This is a genomic window from Arthrobacter sp. E70, from assembly GCF_058266945.1.
This window is the reverse complement of the sequence record NZ_JBYQFR010000009.1, coordinates 59,063-75,749: the sequence shown is the minus strand read 5'-3', so window position 1 is coordinate 75,749 and position 16,687 is coordinate 59,063. Positions and strand designations below refer to the sequence as shown.

At 69.0% G+C, this 16,687-nt stretch carries 15 protein-coding genes; 5 read left to right on the top strand and 10 right to left on the bottom strand.

Going from position 1 to position 16,687, the window contains the following annotated elements; all coding sequences use genetic code 11:
- Positions 1–7: 7 nt before the first annotated feature.
- Positions 8–628 carry a membrane protein YczE gene (gene yczE / locus AC3IMC_RS13130; RefSeq protein ID WP_490918986.1) on the bottom strand — a complete coding sequence of 207 codons (621 nt, stop codon included), beginning with the start codon at positions 626–628 and terminating at the stop codon, positions 8–10.
- Between the two features lie 60 nt (positions 629–688).
- Between yczE and yczR the strand changes: the two genes are divergently transcribed.
- On the top strand, positions 689–2,197 hold the full coding sequence (yczR, locus tag AC3IMC_RS13125) for a MocR-like transcription factor YczR (protein ID WP_490918985.1): 1,509 nt from the start codon (positions 689–691) through the stop codon (positions 2,195–2,197).
- 26 nt (positions 2,198–2,223) lie between these two features.
- On the opposite strand, the gene AC3IMC_RS13120 is transcribed toward yczR, so the two are convergent.
- Together AC3IMC_RS13120 and AC3IMC_RS13115 are read right to left on the bottom strand one after the other, a co-directional pair.
- Entirely contained in the window at positions 2,224–2,916 is a 693-nt protein-coding gene (locus tag AC3IMC_RS13120; RefSeq protein ID WP_490918984.1) for an SRPBCC family protein, read from the bottom strand.
- Entirely contained in the window at positions 2,909–3,532 is a 624-nt protein-coding gene (locus AC3IMC_RS13115) for a helix-turn-helix domain-containing protein (RefSeq protein ID WP_490918983.1), read from the bottom strand. Before AC3IMC_RS13115 ends, AC3IMC_RS13120 begins: the two co-directional genes overlap by 8 nt.
- Before the next feature lie 128 nt (positions 3,533–3,660).
- On the opposite strand from AC3IMC_RS13115, the gene AC3IMC_RS13110 reads away from it, so the two are divergent.
- On the top strand, positions 3,661–4,629 hold the full coding sequence (locus AC3IMC_RS13110) for an RluA family pseudouridine synthase (protein ID WP_490919083.1): 969 nt from the start codon (positions 3,661–3,663) through the stop codon (positions 4,627–4,629).
- Here the strand turns inward: AC3IMC_RS13110 and AC3IMC_RS13105 are convergent.
- Positions 4,626–5,150 carry an O-acetyl-ADP-ribose deacetylase gene (locus AC3IMC_RS13105; RefSeq protein ID WP_490918982.1) on the bottom strand — a complete coding sequence of 175 codons (525 nt, stop codon included), beginning with the start codon at positions 5,148–5,150 and terminating at the stop codon, positions 4,626–4,628. The genes AC3IMC_RS13110 and AC3IMC_RS13105 overlap by 4 nt on opposite strands.
- A gap of 70 nt (positions 5,151–5,220) precedes the next feature.
- On the opposite strand from AC3IMC_RS13105, the gene AC3IMC_RS13100 reads away from it, so the two are divergent.
- Positions 5,221–5,832, top strand: a complete 612-nt coding sequence (locus AC3IMC_RS13100) for a DedA family protein (protein WP_490918981.1) — start codon at positions 5,221–5,223, stop codon at positions 5,830–5,832.
- Positions 5,833–5,853: 21 nt separating this feature from the next.
- Here AC3IMC_RS13100 and AC3IMC_RS13095 read toward each other — a convergent pair whose 3' ends face one another.
- Both AC3IMC_RS13095 and ppc read right to left on the bottom strand, forming a co-directional pair.
- Entirely contained in the window at positions 5,854–6,159 is a 306-nt protein-coding gene (locus tag AC3IMC_RS13095) for a hypothetical protein (protein WP_490918980.1), read from the bottom strand.
- A gap of 40 nt (positions 6,160–6,199) precedes the next feature.
- Entirely contained in the window at positions 6,200–9,016 is a 2,817-nt protein-coding gene (gene ppc, locus AC3IMC_RS13090; protein ID WP_490918979.1) for a phosphoenolpyruvate carboxylase, read from the bottom strand.
- A 189-nt stretch (positions 9,017–9,205) separates the two neighbouring features.
- Here ppc and AC3IMC_RS13085 point away from each other — a divergent pair, with 189 nt between their 5' ends.
- Positions 9,206–10,027: a DUF1684 domain-containing protein gene (locus tag AC3IMC_RS13085; protein ID WP_490918978.1), complete on the top strand. Its 822-nt coding sequence runs from the start codon at positions 9,206–9,208 to the stop codon at positions 10,025–10,027.
- A gap of 14 nt (positions 10,028–10,041) precedes the next feature.
- Here the strand turns inward: AC3IMC_RS13085 and AC3IMC_RS13080 are convergent, their stop codons facing one another.
- The 3 genes from AC3IMC_RS13080 to AC3IMC_RS13070 all read right to left on the bottom strand — a co-directional run bounded on the left by AC3IMC_RS13080 (position 10,042) and on the right by AC3IMC_RS13070 (position 13,634).
- A complete protein-coding gene (locus AC3IMC_RS13080; RefSeq protein WP_490918977.1) occupies positions 10,042–11,469 on the bottom strand; it encodes an HNH endonuclease in 1,428 nt (475 codons plus the stop codon).
- A 168-nt stretch (positions 11,470–11,637) separates the two neighbouring features.
- The gene (locus tag AC3IMC_RS13075) at positions 11,638–12,843 is read right to left on the bottom strand and encodes an acyl-CoA dehydrogenase family protein (protein WP_490918976.1); all 1,206 of its coding nucleotides are present in this window, start codon (positions 12,841–12,843) and stop codon (positions 11,638–11,640) included.
- A complete protein-coding gene (locus tag AC3IMC_RS13070) occupies positions 12,840–13,634 on the bottom strand; it encodes a 3-hydroxyacyl-CoA dehydrogenase (RefSeq protein ID WP_490918975.1) in 795 nt (264 codons plus the stop codon). Before AC3IMC_RS13070 ends, AC3IMC_RS13075 begins: the two co-directional genes overlap by 4 nt.
- A gap of 104 nt (positions 13,635–13,738) precedes the next feature.
- Between AC3IMC_RS13070 and AC3IMC_RS13065 the strand changes: the two genes are divergently transcribed.
- Positions 13,739–14,929 (top strand): glycoside hydrolase family 76 protein, encoded by a 1,191-nt coding sequence (locus AC3IMC_RS13065; protein WP_490918974.1) that lies wholly within the window; start codon positions 13,739–13,741, stop codon positions 14,927–14,929.
- A 15-nt stretch (positions 14,930–14,944) separates the two neighbouring features.
- Here the strand turns inward: AC3IMC_RS13065 and AC3IMC_RS13060 are convergent, their stop codons facing one another.
- Positions 14,945–16,636: a glycoside hydrolase family 32 protein gene (locus AC3IMC_RS13060; protein ID WP_490918973.1), complete on the bottom strand. Its 1,692-nt coding sequence runs from the start codon at positions 16,634–16,636 to the stop codon at positions 14,945–14,947.
- Positions 16,637–16,687: the final 51 nt, after the last annotated feature.

Here is a 16,687-nt window from a genome sequence, read left to right as displayed (position 1 = left end):
CTGGTCTTCAGCAGTTGGCGGGAGCGGGCTCGCCGGCGGACTGCGGTGCTGCGGCAGGAACCATGAAGCGGGGCAGCAGGAGCTGGACCAGGGGGCCGATGGCCAGGGCGTACACCACCGTGCCCACGCCCACGGAACCGCCGAGAACCCAGCCGATGGCCAAAACCGTTACCTCGATCAGGGTGCGCGACAACCGGACGGACCAGCCCGTGCGCCGGGCCAGCCCGGTCATGAGTCCGTCGCGCGCTCCCGGGCCGAAGCGGGCACCGATGTAGCAGGCGGAGGCGATCCCGTTCAGCAGGACCGCCCCGGCAAGGAGCCCGGCCTGCCCGGCCAGGTGGGACACGGCAGGCATGAAGGCCAGGCCGACGTCGGCGAACACACCCACCAGGACGGCGTTGCAGAGCGTACCGAAGCCGGGCATCTGCCGCAGCGGAATCCAGAGCAGCAGCACCAGGAAGCTCACCGCGATCACCACCACGCCGATGCTCAGCCCGCTCCGGTTGGCCAGCCCCTGGTGGAAGACGTCCCAGGGGTCCAGGCCCAGCCCGGCGCGGATGAACATGGCCAGTGAGATGCCATACATGGCGAGGCCGGTAAACAGCTGGACGAGTCTGCGGGTCATCATGGAACCATGCTCGCAACTGACTGGCATTGAATAACATAGCCAGTCTGAAATACTGGCTACATGCCTGCTGCCCTCACCGCTTCCGCGTTGTCCCGCCTCCTTGGCACGTGGAACCACGGGACGGGCCCGGCATACCGGGAGTTGGCGGATGTAGTACGGCTGCTCGTCCTGGACGGCCGCGTTCCGCTTGATACGGCACTGCCCAGCGAGCGCTCCCTGTGCGCGGCACTGGGGGTCAGCCGGACCACCGTCACGGCGGCCTATGCGACCCTCCGGGACCAGGGCTTCCTGAGCAGCGGCCAGGGCAGCCGCGGCAGGACCCGCATCCCCGAACACACGTCCTTCGGCCCGGCGCTCCTCGGTCCGCGGCCGCCAGCGGGCCAACAGCGCGCTCCCGGCCTCAGTGCCCCCGGCTTCACCGCTCCCGGCCTCAGTGCCCCCGAGGGCCTGATCGACCTCGCCTATTCGGCTTTGCCGGCCAGCGGGGAGGTGGTGCACCGGGCGTTCGCGGCGGCGCTGACCGAGCTCCCCGCCCTGCTGCCGGGGTTCGGGTACGACGCCCTGGGACTGCTGCCGCTGCGCCAGGCCATAGCGGACCGGTACTCGGCCGCCGGAGTGCCAACGCAGCCGGGGCAGGTCATGGTTACCTCGGGGGCCCAGCATGCCCTGACCATCGTCATCCGCACCCTGGCGGACCGGCAGGACCGCATCCTGGTGGAGCACCCCAGCTATCCCCACGCGCTCGATGCCGTCCGGGCCGCCCGCTGCCGTCCCGTACCGGTCGCCTTTGCCGAGTCCGGCTGGGACTTGGCGGCCCTGGAATCGGCCATGGCGCAGCAGCAGCCCAGGCTCGCCTATATGGTGCCGGACTTCCACAACCCCACCGGCATGATCATGCCGGATCCCCAGCGCCGCCGGCTGGTCCGTGCGGCCGCCGCGGCCGGAACCGTGCTGGTGGCTGACGAAACACTCCGCGAGCTGAACCTCGACGGCGTTGCCACCACACCCCTGGCCGGTTTCAGCAGCGCCGTGGTGTCCATCGGATCACTGAGCAAGTCGCACTGGGGCGGCCTGCGGACCGGGTGGATCCGGGCGTCCGAGCCCATGATCCAGCGGTTTGCCGCCGCACGCACCACCCTGGACCTGGGCGGCCCCGTCATGGAGCAGCTGGCCGCCGCCCATCTGGTGCGGGCTCTGGACGAACCCCTGCCTGCGCTGCTGGAGACGCTGCGCGGGAACCGGGGAGCCCTGCTCGGCCTCCTCGCGGAGCACCTGCCCGCGTGGCAGCCGACGCGCCCCGCCGGCGGCCTCTCCGTCTGGTGCCGACTGCCCGCGCCCGTCAGCACTGCGCTGACAGTCCTCGCCCCGGATTTCGGCATCAGACTGGCGGCCGGACCCCGGTTCGGGGTTGGCGGCGCGTTCGAACGCTACCTGCGGCTTCCCTTCACCCTCCCGCCGGACAAGCTGGAGGCGGCGGTGCTGGCACTGCGGGCGGCGCAGGGCAGGCTCGACGCCGCACCCCAGCTGCGGCGGTCGCTCACCCACGCCCCCGCCGTCGCCATCGCCTGACCCGGGCCCCGAATGAGGCGCCCGCGCTACGCGTACACGCGCTCCAGGAAGCCACCCCAGGCCTTTGCCGTGGTTTCGGAATCACCGGCGCCGCTGAAATCGTGCACCGTCATTCCCACCGGGGCACCGAAGGCGTTACGGCCAAAGAACCGGAACAGCGCGTCAGGGGTGCGGATGCCCAGGAAGTGCTCGTTCGAGAAGTCGACTTCACCCGCCAGCCGGCCCACGCCGTCGAGCTCAACATCCACGGCAGACCCTTGCCCGGCCGACTCGACGCCAAGTGCCCTGCGCAACCGCACGAAGCCATCGGAAGCCTGTGATGCCGCGGGAGCCTGGATGTCGGTAAAGACCACGGGGCGGCCGTCAAAGTACTGCAGGTACTGGCCCAGGGTGTGCAGGTAGAACTCGGTGTGCCGGCTGGCCCCGTCATACTGCTGGTCCCAGTCGTCGGCAAAGATGCCGCTGTGGACGTAGTGCAGCCGGGCGCGGCCGCCGTCGAGCGGTTCCAGGACATGCTCCAGCTGGTTGAACCAGCCGTCCGGTCCCTCCATCCGGGAGACCAGGTGGGTGGGGTACTCGTTGACGGTCTTGACGTCGGGCCACTGGTCCGTGGGAAACATCCAGGCCGGCGTTCCGTTGGTGACGGCTTCCCACACACGCTCCGGTGTACCGGGAAGTTCTGTGTCGTAAACAATTTCGAAGTCGCGCTTGTCAGTCATTGCCCTGCTCCTTGTGTGTAGTGGTCTGATCGGAAGTTTTTAGTGCCGGATGCAGCGCGACCACCAGCCGGTGCCGCCGGCCACCTGCGGACGCGCCGCCGTCGTGGTATTTGTCCACCAGGCGTGCGACCTCCACGCCCAGTTCCTCCGCGAAGGCGGCACGGTCAGCCGCGCTGCGGAAGGTGATGTCGCCGTCGATCGCGAAGGTGGCCAGTTTTTGCCGGGCGGCCGCGGCGCCGGTGATCAGCTTCCCCATCTCCTGCACCATCCTTCCGGCGAGCGCCAGCAGCCAGAAGGCCGAGAAGCGGTCGGAGAAGCGGTGCGGATCCGGGGAAACGGCAGCCAGTGCTGTGGGCGAGATCAGGTAGGACGCGGCGCTGGCCTGCAGGACCCGTTCAGTGACGTTGCCCTTGCGCCGCTCCTCCACCAACTCCACCAGGCCGTGCCGCTCCAGCGCCTTGAGATGGTAGTTCACCTTCTGCCGCGGCAGGCCCACCCGGACCGCCAGCTGCGTAGCCGACCCCGGCTGGACCAGTTCCCGCAGGATGGTGGTACGGATCGGGTCCAGCGACACCTCGGCCGCTGCGGGATCTTCGATGACTGCTATGTCCTGCATGCGTCCAGTATGCAAACCGACAACTTTTCTTGTCAAGAACTTTTTTATCGTCGGAAGGAGTGTGGGGCGGACGGACCGACCGGGCCGCCAGCAAGGCACCACTCCTCCGCCGATAGAATGGACCGGTGATGCAATCCCCCCTCCCCGTGCGCGACGGCGTGAACGCCACCCGCTTGCGGCTTCCGGAGGAGGGCCCGTGGGACACCGCGATGGACTACATGATGCACCGCTGGGGGCACATCGACCCGCAGGGCATCGAGGACCGGTTCGACGCCGGCGAGATCGTCGGCGAGGGCGGCGTCCCCCTCAGCCGGCACACGAAGCTTGAGGACCACACCTTCATCTGGTACTACCGGACGCTGCCGCAGGAGACGCGGCTGCCGGTGGAGATCAGCATCCTGCACCAGGACGAACACCTGCTGGTGGTGGACAAGCCGCATTTCCTGCCCACCACTCCCGGCGGCACCTACATCCAGGAATCCGCGCTGGTCCGCTTGCGGAACCAGCTGGACCTGCCGGACCTGATCCCGATGCACCGGCTGGACCGGATGACCGCCGGGGTGTTGCTCTTCTCCACCAATCCGCAGACCCGCGGCAAGTACCAGGTGCTGTTCGAGAAGCGCCAGGTGCAGAAGGAATACGAGTGCGTGTCAGCGGCCGAACCAGCGCCGGGGCACGCCGCCGTCGACTTCCCCGTGGTGGTCCGGAACCGGATGACGAAGTCGCGCAGCTACCTCCTGGCCGAGGTCGTGGACGGCGAGCCGAACGCGGAAACCAGGATTGAGCGGCTGGAAACGTTCGACGGCGGCACACCGGTGGGTGCACCCGGCACCGCAGCCGACAGGCGCCTCGCCCGTTACCGCCTGGAGCCGCATACCGGCAAGACGCACCAGCTGCGGGTCCACATGGCCTCACTGGGACTGGGAATCGTGAATGACGCCTTCTACCCTGACCTGCTGGACAAGGCACCGGACGACTACACCAATCCGCTTCAGCTCCTGGCCCGGGGCATCCGCTTCGTGGATCCGATCTCAGGAAAGCCCGTCGAGTACCGCAGCGGACTGGAACTCAGCGAAGCGGCCCGGGCACATCCTTAATCCCCGAGCACGTTCCTGAAGACTTCCTCCACCTCCGAACGGAAGAGCACGAACTCCACGAGCTCCAGGCCGGGCGAGGGATGCGACGCCTGGAACCCTGCCAAGGCGTCCGCGGCGGCTTCGGCCACAACCGCCGCCGGCCACCCATACGCTCCGGCGCCCACCGCAGGAAAGGCCATGCCCTGCGCCCCCAGTTCCTCGGCCAGCCGCAGGCTTTCACTAAAGCAGGACACCAGGAGGGCGCGGTTGGTCTGGCCCGCGTGCCGGTTGGGGCCCACCGTGTGGATCACCCAGCGTGCCGGCAGCCGGAACGCAGGCGTTGCCACCGCGGCGCCGGTCTGGAGGCCGTGCGGCAGCCCGCCGGCACGGAGCTCCCGGCAGGCGGCCAGCAGCTCCGGGCCCGCCGCCCGATGCAGCGCCCCGTCCACTCCCCCGCCGCCGAGCAGCGAGGAATTCGCGGCGTTCACCACCGCATCCACCCGCCGCTGGGTAATGTCACCCTGCAGCACGGAAATCCGCATGCCGCCAGTCTCCCACCGCAGCCGCTGCACGTGCATCCGCGTGCCGGCAAAAGTGCGGTAATTTGTGGCAATGGACTTCGGCAGCGCTGACAGCTGGGGAGCCGCCCTCTACTTCTGGGTCATCCCGTTGGTCCTTGGCGACGCTATTTTTCCACCCGTGCCGTCCGAGATGGTGGTGATCACCGGCGGCGCCCTGTCCGCGGACGGCAGGGCCAACGTGTTCCTGGTGCTGGCCCTGGCTGCGCTGGCCTCGTGGATCGGCGACATGGTGGTGTTCCAGCTCTTCCGCCGGCGCCTGAGCCACCTGTTGGACCGCTGGAAGTGGGGGCGGCGCGTGCACAGCGGCATCCACGAAGCGCTGGCGAAGGCCGGCCGGTCCTCCACCTACGGCACCATCATCGGGGCCAGGTTCATCCCGGGCGGACGGCTGGCGACGTCGGCCGCCTCCGGCATTGCCAACGTTTCGGTCCGCGGCTTCAGCCTCTGCGCGGGCCTCGGCGCGGTCCTGTGGGCCTGCTGGCTGGTGGGCCTGGGCTACTTCACCGGTTCGGCCACGAGGCTGCCGTTCTGGGCCAGCTCCCTCATCGGTGTCGCGCTCGGCCTGCTGATCGGCGCCGTCGTCGGCATTATCGTCACCCGGCGGCGCGGCGACCGGTCCCCGGTGGAGGAAACCGGACAATGACGACGCCGGATGCGGTCCGGGCTAGACGGGCAGCCACTTGCCCCGGCTGCGCCGCAGCACGCTGAGCGCACCTGTCAGCGCAACTTGCTCGACGGCGTCGCGCATCATGGCTGCCGATTCCCGCGCCTGCTGGTTCTCCCCGCTGTATTCGCTCGCCTCGACGAGGAAGCGAAGGTTCAGCTGCGGCACTCCCCCGGCGATCTGCAGCTGGTGCGCCTCGACGTGGTGGCGGGTCCCGAGCACCTCCACGGCCGTGTCCATAACGGATTCGGGCGGATTTCCCGGCCGCAGCCCGGTGATCTTGAGTCGGGTCTGGAAGGAAGGCATGTCCTCCAGCCTATCCAAACCCCCGCTCACCTCCTGCGCGCTACCCGGTGTTGCGCAGGCCCGCCGCCACCCCGTTGACGGTGATGAGCATGGCCCGCTGGAGGCGCTCGTCGATCTCTGCCCCGCTGATGCTGTCCCCCTTCGCGGCCTCGCGGACACGGCGCAGCAGTTCCACCTGGAGGTAGCTGATCGGGTCCAGGTACTGGTCCCGGATTTCCAGTGAGCGCTTCAGCGTGGGCTGGGCGTCCAGGAGCAGGTTCTCCCCGGTCAGCTTCTGGATTTCGGAGACCGTGAGTTCGTACTCTTCCCGGATGGTCCGGAACAGGTGGTGCAGCTCTTCGGGGACCAGGGTGGCCACGTAGTAGCCGGCGATGTCCATGTCCGTCTTGGCGAGCGTCATTTCCACGTTGGACAGAACCGAGCGGAAGAAGTGCCACTGGTCCATCATTTCCACCAGCTGCGCGGCGTTGCCGGCTTCCCGGGCGGCCTTGAGGCCTGACCCGACGCCAAACCAGCCCGGCACGATCTGGCGTGACTGGGTCCAGCCGAACACCCATGGAATAGCACGCAGGCCACCCAGTCCGGCGCCCGAGTCGGGGCGCTTGGACGGGCGGGAGCCGATGTTCAGCGACCCCAGCTGCTCCACCGGAGTGGATGCCATGAAGTAGGCGGGCAGGTCCGGGTGGTCAATGAGCTTGCGGTAACGCTCGAACGCGGCATCGGAGATCGTCTCCATGACGTGGCCGTAACGCTCGCGCTGGTCCTCGGAGGTACGCGGGTCCCGGTGCAGGGCCGAACCCTGCAGCACCGCGGCCAGCGACAGCTCGAGGTTTTCGCGGGCCAGCTCGGGCAGCGAGTACTTGTCCGAGATGACCTCACCCTGCTCGGTGAACTTGATTTCGCCTTCGAGGACGCCGTTGGGCTGGGCGAGGATGGCGTCGTAGGTGGGCCCGCCGCCGCGGCCCACGGAACCGCCGCGGCCGTGGAACAGCCGGACGCGGACGCCGTGCTTGGCGGCCACGTCCCGCAGCTTGCGCTGGGTCTTGTGGATCTCCCACTGGCTGGTCATCACGCCGGATTCCTTGTTGGAGTCCGAGTAGCCCAGCATGACTTCCTGGATGTCGCCGCGCAGGCGGACCAGCTCCCGGTACGAGGGATCGGACAGCAGCTGGTCGATGATCTCGGCCGAGGCCCGCAGTTCCTCCACGGTCTCCAGCAGCGGCGCGAAGCCGAGCTTGGCATAGGGCTTGTCACCGAAGAGGTTCACCAGGCCGGCCTCGCGGGCCAGGACGGCCGCGGCCAGGACGTCGTCGGCGCCGCGGGTCATGGAGATGATGTAGGTCTCGATGACATCGGGTCCGTACATGCGCAGGGCGCGGCGGATCTCGCGGAAGACGTCGTACGTGCCGTCCGCGGCGCCGTCGAGCTTGATCGGGTGCCCGGAAAGCGGGCGGCGGGAGGCGAGCTCGGAGCCCAGCACCTCGAAGCGCTCCTCGCGGCTCAGCTCCGCGTAGCGCAGCCCGGGGCCGCCGATCCGGTCCATCAGCTGGCCGACGGCGTCATGGTGGTGGTCCGCGTGCTCACGGATGTCCAGGGTTGCCAGGTGCAGCCCGAAGGAGGCGATGGCGCGGCGCACCCGGGCAAGGGATCCGTCGGCAGCCAGGGCCGCGGAGTGGTTGCGCAGCGACAGTTCCAGCAGGTGCAGGTCCGCCAGGAGTTCTTCGGTTCCGCTGTAGTCCCGGCCGTGCTCGTGGTTCGAGTTGGCCGCCACGCGCTTGCCGGTATTGATGAGCTTGGCCTTGATGCAGGTGAGCTTCAGCCGGTAGGGCTCCTGGGCGTTCAGCTCCAGGACCCGCTTGTCCAGGCCGGGCAGCTTCTTCAGGTCCTCGTCGATGGAGGTGAGCAGCGACTCGTCCGCGCCGGCCAGGGCGGTGGAGTTGGAGAGGATGGAAATCAGCTCGTCGATCATGCCGATGCTGATTCGGATGGCGCTCTGGTTCTGGATCTGCAGGATTTCCCGGGTCACGGAAGCGGTGACGTTCGGGTTGCCGTCGCGGTCACCGCCGATCCAGGAGCCGAACCGGATGGGGGCGTCCTTGGACGCGAGGGTGACGCCGTGCTCGCCCAGGAGCTCGGAGAGTTCGGTCAGCATCTCCGGCATTGCGTCGGTGAGGATGCCGCCCAGGTAGTAGATGGCGTTGCGGGCCTCGTCCACGGGGGTGGGCCGGACCTGGCGCAGTTCGTCGGTCTGCCACATCTGGTCGATGATTTCGGCCAGCTGCCGGTCCTGCCGTCGCCGGGCGGTGGAGCCCTCGGCAGTGGGGTTGGACAGGACGTCGGAGAGCTTGCGGATCTTGTCCAGGACGGAGCGGCGGGATGCCTCGGTGGGGTGTGCCGTGAAGATGGGGCGCACGTCCAGCCCGTTGACCACTTCCTGCAGGACGTCCGGGCCGGCCTGGGCGGCGATCTCGGCCACGGTCTTGGCAAGCCAGCCGTCCTTTTCGGCGCGGGTGCGCAGGCCGCGGACCCGGTGCACCTGCTCGGCGGCGTTGGCCAGGTGGAAGTAGAACGCGAAGGCACGGACCAGGTCGGTGGCCTGCTCGATCGGCAGGGAGCCCAGCAGTTCGCGGACCTGGGCAACGACGTCGTGGGCGCTCCAGGGGCCGGTGGCGTCCGCACCGCCGCGCGCCGCTTCCTTGGACTCCTTGGTCAGGAGGCGGACCTGCTCCACGAGGTCCAGGAGTTCGGGCCCGTGCTGCCGGACCAGGGATTCGCCCAGAAGGGTGGACACGCGCCGGACATCCGCACGCAGTTCGGAGGCGAGATCTGTTTCGGGAGGTGTTGCAGTGTGAGCCATGGAAGCAATCTTTCGAGGGTTTCGGACTTGGCTCGTACACTGCGCTGGATACTGTGAGCCACGTTACTAGCTAAAGATGCTACCCCCGCGGCGGCGCCTCGTTCGAATCCGTCTCAAAAGATGTCACCCCGACGGAATGAACACGCGGCCCGCGCGGTTGTAGCCGGGGCATCCCGAACGGAAGGAACCATGGCCACCACCACAGACGCAAGGCTGGAGCGCTGGCAGCGCTTCCGCACCAACCGGGACAAAGCCCTGGCGGCCCGCCACGGCTGGCTGACCCTCACTTCCTTCCAGTGGCTGGAGGACGCCCCCGCCGCCGTCGACCTCGCCCCGGGATTGTGGTCAACCAAAAGTACGACGGCGTTCCTCACCGCGGCGCCGGCGGATGGGCTCACGCTGGTGGAGACCGGGGAAACGGTGGACGGCACCGTGTCGGCGGCCCTGGCGGATGAAGAGTCCCTGATGTGGGTGCAGTTCGGCGGGCAGGCCGGGGACCAGGTGGTGGTGGAGCTGGCCATGCGCGCGGGCCGTTACGCCATCCGCACCCGAGACTCCGTTTCTCCCGTGCTGACCGGGTTCGACGGCGTTCCCACCTACCCCTACAACCCGGAATGGGAGGTGGAAGCCCGCTTCGAGCCGTACCCCGGACCCGTGGAGGTCCCCATCAGTACCGCCAACCCCCTGGTGGACGGGGTGCACCGCAGCGTGGGTGAGCTGGTGTTCCGGCTCCCTGGCAGCCCGCACGAATTCCGGCTGCAGGCGGAGGAGGAGAAGCTCGGAGCCCTGACGGTCACGTTCCATGACGAGACCAACGGCGACACCACGGACGACTGGCGGAAATTGTCCACGGCGCGGCCGCGGCCGGACGGGACGGTGGTGCTGGACTTCAACCGGACCATCAATTACCCCAGCGCCTTCACCCCCTACGGCACCTGCCCCATGCCGGTGAAGAACAACAGCCTGGACATCCGGGTGGAGGCCGGCGAAAAGGCGCCTTACCCCGGCTAGTCGCGCGGGTGCTGCTACGGGACGCCGGTCTTTCCGCTCTTGGCGCGCTGCCCAAGCTGCCGGCGCCTACCTGCCCGGCGGGGCACTACCCTCCCCAGTACCTGCACTGTCGGGCTGGGCTGGACACCGCGTGGCCCCGTCGTGCCGGGCAGGGGTGGTGCCGTGGATTGGTAGGAGTGTCCGGTTGGGGTGGTGGTTTCTACAGTGTGGCGCAGCCCCGGAACCGGCTTCGCGGTCCAGCCGGGGGTTTCTTTGGTGTGGTTGCACGCTTCGCAGAGGCCTTGGCCGTTGCCTGCGGTGGTGGGGCCGCCGTTTTGCCAGGACATGATGTGGTCGTGGTGCCGGATCGGGGCGTCGCAGTACGGGGTACGGCAGGTCTCGTCCCTGATCTGCAGGAAGCGTTTCAGGCCGGGCGGGAAGAGCCGGGCCCTGGAGTCCATGGCGACCAGCTCTCCGGTGCCGGGGGCGGTGTAGAGCCGGCGGAGGAAGACATTGAAATCCGGAGTGCCGGCGTCCCCTGCGCCTCCGGTTTTTCCGGTGAGGGCGAGTTCGCGGGCGGTTGCTGCGGGAACAACACCGTAGCCGGGGAGGCGTGCGGGTTCGGCATCGGCCTGCAGCAGGGTGCGGTCGGTCATGACGAACTGGATCTCCACCCCGGACACGCCGCCGGGGGTGCCGGTGACGCGTTCGACCAAGGTGTCGGCCATGACCTGCCCGCGGGACCGGTCATCGCCTGCCGAGCGGGCGGTGTCGGCGTCCCGGGCCAGGGCGGCGTAGGCGGCGACGCCCTGCGCGACCGGCAGCAGCGCGGTCAGGTAGGCCATGGTGTCCGGCGCCGGGCGCAGGCCCACGCACCGCTCACCCACCGCCCGGGTCGCACGCTTCGTGACAGAGGCAGGGTCCCGCCGGCACGCGGCGGCACGGACCGCGGCGATGATGGCGCGGTCGCCGGCACCGTCGAGGGTGCCGGTGTCGGCGGCGAGTTCCTCGTCCACCGCGGCACGGTCGCCGGCGGACAGGCAGATGGTTTCCTTCACGACCAGGGTGGCCCGCCACTCACTCAACAATCCGCTCCGGAACGCGGCGAACGTGTGCGGCATCCCGGTCAGCGCGTTGGCCAGGCCCAGCAGCCGCGAACCCTTCGCCGGTGACTCCCGCCGCGCCAGCGCAATCTGCGCCGCAACCCCCGCACCCTGTTCATCGGCCGGTACCCCGGCCGCGGCCTGCTCGCGCCGCTGGCACAGGTCAAAAGCAACAGCGGCCTCGGCCTGCTTCGCCCCCGCCAGGCACTTCAGCTCCTCCAGCCCGCGGATCTGGTCGATAAACCCCGGACCATCCGCCGCCAACGGAACGGAGCCAAGCAGGGCCAGGACATCAGCAACGGTAGGGGACGCAGGCCGTACCGCCCTTTCCGTCTCCGCCAGTCCCCACACCGCTTCCATAACCAAAGTCTTCCACCGGGGCGTGACATTCCTAGCCACCCAATGTCCCTATGTGCAAAACGTCCCTATGTGGAAAACGCCGCTCGGCAAGTAGGCACCAAGACGACAAAAGCCAGCCAGCCGCCGTCGTGCTCCATTAGACCGCTGTCTGGTCCCTAAGCTGAAAATCTAGGCGATCGCTGAGATGCCCGTGATGGCGCGGCCCACGATCAAGGTGTTGACCTCGAAGGACCCCTCGTAGGTGTAGATGGCCTCGGCGTCGGCGAAGATCTTGGCCATCCGGTAGTCGGTGATGATGCCGTTGCCTCCCAGGATCGACCGGCCCAGCGCCACGGTCTCGCGCATCCGCGCACTGATGTAGGACTTGGCCAGCGCCACCTTGGGCATGTCCGCGGCGCCCTGGTCCTGCAGCCGGGCCAGCCCGGCCATCATGCCCATGCTCGCCACGGCGTTCCCCAGCATGGTCACCAGCTGCTGCTGGATCAGCTGGAACGCCGCCAGCGGCCGGCCAAACTGGTGGCGTTCGACGGCGTACTGCCGGGCGACGTCGAACGCGGCCAGATGCTGGCCCACGCCCTGCCAGGCCACCATGATGCGGGAGCTGCGGAGCAGTTCCTTGGTGTCCTCGAAGCTGCTGATCCCACCGAAGCGGTCCGCCTCGGCCACCCGGACGTCCTCGAAGACGATGTCCGCGTTCTGGACCGTCCGCAGCGCGATCTTGTTCTCGATCCGGGTGCGCCTGACGCCGGGCAGCGCGGCGTCCACGATGAAGCCCCGGACCGCCCCGTCCGCTTCGTCGCGCGCCCACACCAGCATGTAGTCGCAGAACGTTCCGTTGCCGATCCACCGCTTGGCACCGTTCAGCACCCACGCGTCACCGCCGCTGTCCGGTTCCCCGGTCCTGGATGAGATCCGCCGCGCCCGGGTTTCCATCCCGCCGGCGACGTCGGATCCATGCAGGGGCTCGGTCAGGGCGAAGGCGCCGGTGATGCGCAGGTCCGAGGCGTCCGCCAGGAGCCGCTGCTTTTGGTCTTGGCTGCCGAAGTCGTACAGGGACTGTACGAACAGGTCATGGTGGACCAGGAAGAACGTGGCAATCGAGGTGTCCACCCGGGTCATTTCCGCGATGACCAGCCCGGCGAACAGGTTGCTGTACCCGCGCTGGGATGGCGTGCTCAATTCCAGCGCGGCCAGCTTGGGCAGGAGGTGCGCGGGGAACTCGGCCTTGTTCCACCAATCGCCGGCATACGGTGCGATCTCGGCGGCCAGGAAGTCCCGCAGCTGCGCAAGCTTGTGGCGTTCCGTGTCGTTGAGCAGGGATTCGACGGCGAAAAGGTCCGCCGCGGGCAGCTCTGACAGGTCCAAGCCGCTCATTTCGGTCCCATCCTGATGGCGCCATCCAGCCGGATGGTCTCGCCGTTCAGCATGGCGTTGTCCACGATGTGCGCCACCAGGTTGGCGTACTCCGCCGGCTTCCCCAGCCGGGACGGGTGCGGCACCTGGGCACCCAGCGAGTCCTGCGCCTCCTGCGGCAGGCCCGCCATCATGGGGGTCTCGAAGATGCCCGGGGCGATGGTGACCACCCGCACCAGCGAGCGCGCCAGCTCACGGGCGATGGGCAGCGTCATGGCCGCCACCGCGCCTTTGGATGCGGAGTACGCAGGCTGGCCGATCTGCCCGTCGAACGCCGCCACGGAGGCCGTGTTGATGATGACGCCGCGTTCCGGGCCGCCGAGTTCGGTGGTCACCGGTTCGGTGGCCACCATGGCCTCAGCCGCCAGCCGCAGCACATTGAACGTTCCCACCAGGTTCACCTGGATGACGCGGGTGAAGGTGTCCAGCGGCAGCACGCCTTCGCGTCCCAGCACCTTGCCGGGTGTGGCGATGCCGGCGCAGTTCACCACGATCCGCAGCGGTCCCAGCTCGCTGGCAGTCCCGACGGCGGCCCGCACGTCGCCCTCGCTGGTGACGTCCGCGGGGGCAAAGACGGCGGATTGGCCGGATTGGGCGCGGCCGTTGAGTTCGTCCGCCACTGCCTGCCCGGCTGAGGAGGGAAGGTCCAGCAGCACCACGGAGGCGCCGTCGTCGAACAACCTCCGTGCCGTGGCGGCGCCCAGCCCGGAAGCACCCCCGGTGACAAGTGCCACGCTGCCTCTGCTGTCCATACATCCTCCTTGATGCGCGTCCCCCGGCTGCGGGCCAGCGGTATCAGTTAGTGAATGTTAACTGAAATCCGATTTTCCTGCACCCCGCGGCTAGGGTGGACAGCATGAGCACCAGCAGCCCCGCTTTGACCGACTGGCCCGACCGGGCGAACCACGCCGCCCAATCCGTGACAGCGCTGTTCGGCCGGAAGCTGCTGTTCCTCCCGGGCACGCATCTCGGCGCCGTGCTGTGGCGGGGACGCCGGGCGGCAGGTCCCACTGCTCCCTGGCACTACTGGTGGCAGGCGCACTACGTGGACTGCCTGGTGGACACCGGCCGGCGCGAACTGGGCGGCGGGGCCACCCCGGCAGCGCGGTTCAACGGCCCGCACCGCCCCAGCGCCGGGCGCCTGGCCTCGCGGCTGGTCACGGGCGTCCGGCTGCGCAATGCGCTGACGTTCGTGAACAACTACTACGACGACATGGCGTGGCTTGCCCTGGCCACCCTGCGGCTGGACCGGCTGGCGGAGGACACCCGGCGGCCGGGGCGCCGGCGCAACGCCGCCGTCCGCGCGGCACTGACCCTGCAATTCGATGCGGCGTGCACGGACGATCTGGGCGGCGGTACTTTCTGGAGCAAGAAGCGGGACTTCAAGAACACCCCGGCCACGGCTCCGGTGGCACTGTTCTATGCCCGCACCGGCCAGCAGGCCAAGGCCCAGGCGCTGCTGGACTGGCTGGACGCCACCCTCTTCGACGCCGGCCAGGGCCTTTACCTTGACGGCATCCGGGTGGACCCGTCCGGCGGGACGCTGGTGGAGCGGGCCGTCTACACCTACAACCAGGGCCCCGTGCTGGGCGCGCTCCTGGAGCTGGGCGGGGACGCGAACCTGGCCCGGGCTGCCACCCTGGTGCAGGCGGTGGACAACAAGCTGACACTCCCGGGCAGCGCGGTGCTGCGGTGCGAGGGAACGGGCGACGGCGGCCTGTTCACCGGGATCCTCTGCCGTTACCTTGCGCTGGCGGCAGCGGACGGCCGGCTTCCCGACGCCACCCGCGCGACGGCGGCCCGGCTGGTGACCGCCACGGCCGAGGCCTTCTGGTCGGGCCGCCGGGAGGTGGCTGCTGGGGAGGCGCGGCCTGCGCTCGCAGGCAGGAGCATTTTCTCCGTGCATGCAGCCCAACCGGCGGCCGAAACGTATCCGCCAGGTGCCGCCGTCGAGCTCGCCACCCAGCTGCAGGCGTGGATGACGCTGGAAGCCGCGGCGAAAGTCAGCGCCGCGGCCCTTCCCGCGGACCCGAAGCACGCCGCCTAGCAGAAGCCAGGCCGTCTAGCGGATGCCGGCCAGCGGCGTCACTGCGCCGCCCTTGAGCTGCACCGGACCGTCGGCTTCCAGCCGGACTCCCTTATCGCCCTCCGGGGGGAAGACGAGGGCCGTGAGGGATTGTCCGTCACCAAAGACCTCGACGGACGAGCGGTCCACGTAAACGGTGAGGCGGACGGTGTCCCCGGAGGGCCGGACGTCCACGGACTGGGGCTGGCGGTAGGCGGCATCCACCGCGGGGCGCTCCGGCTGACCCTGGGCAGGCTGTCCTTGGGCAGGCTGTCCTTGGGCAGCGGCCACCGCATCGCCGTCCCGGGCCACAAATGCCCGGCCGGCCTTGAAGTCGTAGCCGATGGTGGCGTAGGTGGCGCCCCCGCTTTGCAGGAGGAGCCGGGCCTCGCCGGTGCCGTCGGCTGGCCGAACAAGTTCGACGTCGGCCTTGAACGCGCCGCTGTCCGGCACCGTCAGCGCCCGTCCGTCAGCGAGTCCGCCGCCGGGGATCTGCGCAGGCTCCCCTTCCAGCGACTGAAGGGAAGGGATGGGTGCCGAGACCAGGGCGGGGCGGGCGCCGCGGGACTCCAGGCGGATGTCGCGCACCACCGACGCCGCGCCATACCAGTCCTTGGTGGGCAGCTGCCGGGCATAGGCCCAGTTGTTCATCCAGCCAATGGCGTGCCGGGACGCCTTCCTCTGGGTGTCGGGCAGGCGGGGATCATCAAAGGTGACGGCGGCGTAGAAGTCCGCTCCGCCGTCGAGCCACTGATGGCCGCCCTCCGCCGTGAACGACTTGCCGTCGAAGCTGCCGGTCCAGTACGCCAGGCCGGTGGTGCGGCCCTCTGCCGAGCCGTTGGCACTGGCGGCCAGGACCCAGGTGCGTTTGGCGGGGTCGCCGTCGACGTCCATCTGGAAGAAGTCGGGGCATTCCAGGATCCCCAGCCCGTCCTGCTGGAAGCCGGAGACATAGCTCCACTGCTTCAGGTCCGGGGACGTGTAGAAGCCGATCTTGTGCCCCTCGGCGAGCAGCATCAGCCACTGGTTGTTGGCGTCGTCGCGCACGATCCGCGGGTCCCGCCAGTGCTCGGCGCCGGGGTTCTCCATCACCGGGTTCTGCCCGTAGCCCTGGAAGCTGTAGCCCTGGTCCGTGGAATAGAACAGCGACTGGCGCTGGACGCCGTCGTGCTGCTGGGTGAGGACCGCAATGACGGCCCCCTTGCCGAAGCCGGCAGTCCCCTCCGTGTCCACCACGGCTGATCCGGTCTCGATGTCGCCAAGGCCATTGCGGAACTTGGGGATGGCCACGCCCTCGTTCTTCCAGTGCACCAGGTCCGTGCTGGCGGCGTGGAACCACTCTGTGCCGTTTCCCTCGGGATAGTCGGCGTTGTAAAGGTAGTAGTAGTGCCACACGCCGTCCAGGAGGAAAGGCCGCTGGGGATCGTTCATCCAGCGCTGGTCCGGGGTGAGGTGGTAGCCCGGCCGGTACGGGGAGTCACGCGCCGGAGTGGCCTCCGCCGAAGGCGCGGCGGTGGATGTCCCGGTGCCGGGCCGGCTGTTGTCCGGGGCAGTATTGTCGCGCCCGTTGTTTCCGGCGAGCAGCAGCGATGCCGCCACGGCCAGGGCGGCCACCGCGGCCAGCACGGCCCAGAGGCGGGGGCGGCGCCGAAGGGCGTCCAGGGCTGTTCCGGGAGGTGTGGAGGGCATGGGGTGTCGATCCGTCGCTGAACGCACAAGTGCCGTCCCCCGGGAGCGGGG

Bases quoted from the DNA above. Each gene is read 5' to 3' on its own strand.
- yczE (WP_490918986.1), bottom strand. From the start codon at position 628: ATGATGACCCGCAGACTCGTCCAGCTGTTTACCGGCCTCGCCATGTAT.
- yczR (WP_490918985.1), top strand. From the start codon at position 689: ATGCCTGCTGCCCTCACCGCTTCCGCGTTGTCCCGCCTCCTTGGCACG.
- AC3IMC_RS13120 (WP_490918984.1), bottom strand. From the start codon at position 2,916: ATGACTGACAAGCGCGACTTCGAAATTGTTTACGACACAGAACTTCCC.
- AC3IMC_RS13115 (WP_490918983.1), bottom strand. From the start codon at position 3,532: ATGCAGGACATAGCAGTCATCGAAGATCCCGCAGCGGCCGAGGTGTCG.
- AC3IMC_RS13110 (WP_490919083.1), top strand. From the start codon at position 3,661: ATGCAATCCCCCCTCCCCGTGCGCGACGGCGTGAACGCCACCCGCTTG.
- AC3IMC_RS13105 (WP_490918982.1), bottom strand. From the start codon at position 5,150: ATGCGGATTTCCGTGCTGCAGGGTGACATTACCCAGCGGCGGGTGGAT.
- AC3IMC_RS13100 (WP_490918981.1), top strand. From the start codon at position 5,221: ATGGACTTCGGCAGCGCTGACAGCTGGGGAGCCGCCCTCTACTTCTGG.
- AC3IMC_RS13095 (WP_490918980.1), bottom strand. From the start codon at position 6,159: ATGCCTTCCTTCCAGACCCGACTCAAGATCACCGGGCTGCGGCCGGGA.
- ppc (WP_490918979.1), bottom strand. From the start codon at position 9,016: ATGGCTCACACTGCAACACCTCCCGAAACAGATCTCGCCTCCGAACTG.
- AC3IMC_RS13085 (WP_490918978.1), top strand. From the start codon at position 9,206: ATGGCCACCACCACAGACGCAAGGCTGGAGCGCTGGCAGCGCTTCCGC.
- AC3IMC_RS13080 (WP_490918977.1), bottom strand. From the start codon at position 11,469: ATGGAAGCGGTGTGGGGACTGGCGGAGACGGAAAGGGCGGTACGGCCT.
- AC3IMC_RS13075 (WP_490918976.1), bottom strand. From the start codon at position 12,843: ATGAGCGGCTTGGACCTGTCAGAGCTGCCCGCGGCGGACCTTTTCGCC.
- AC3IMC_RS13070 (WP_490918975.1), bottom strand. From the start codon at position 13,634: ATGGACAGCAGAGGCAGCGTGGCACTTGTCACCGGGGGTGCTTCCGGG.
- AC3IMC_RS13065 (WP_490918974.1), top strand. From the start codon at position 13,739: ATGAGCACCAGCAGCCCCGCTTTGACCGACTGGCCCGACCGGGCGAAC.
- AC3IMC_RS13060 (WP_490918973.1), bottom strand. From the start codon at position 16,636: ATGCCCTCCACACCTCCCGGAACAGCCCTGGACGCCCTTCGGCGCCGC.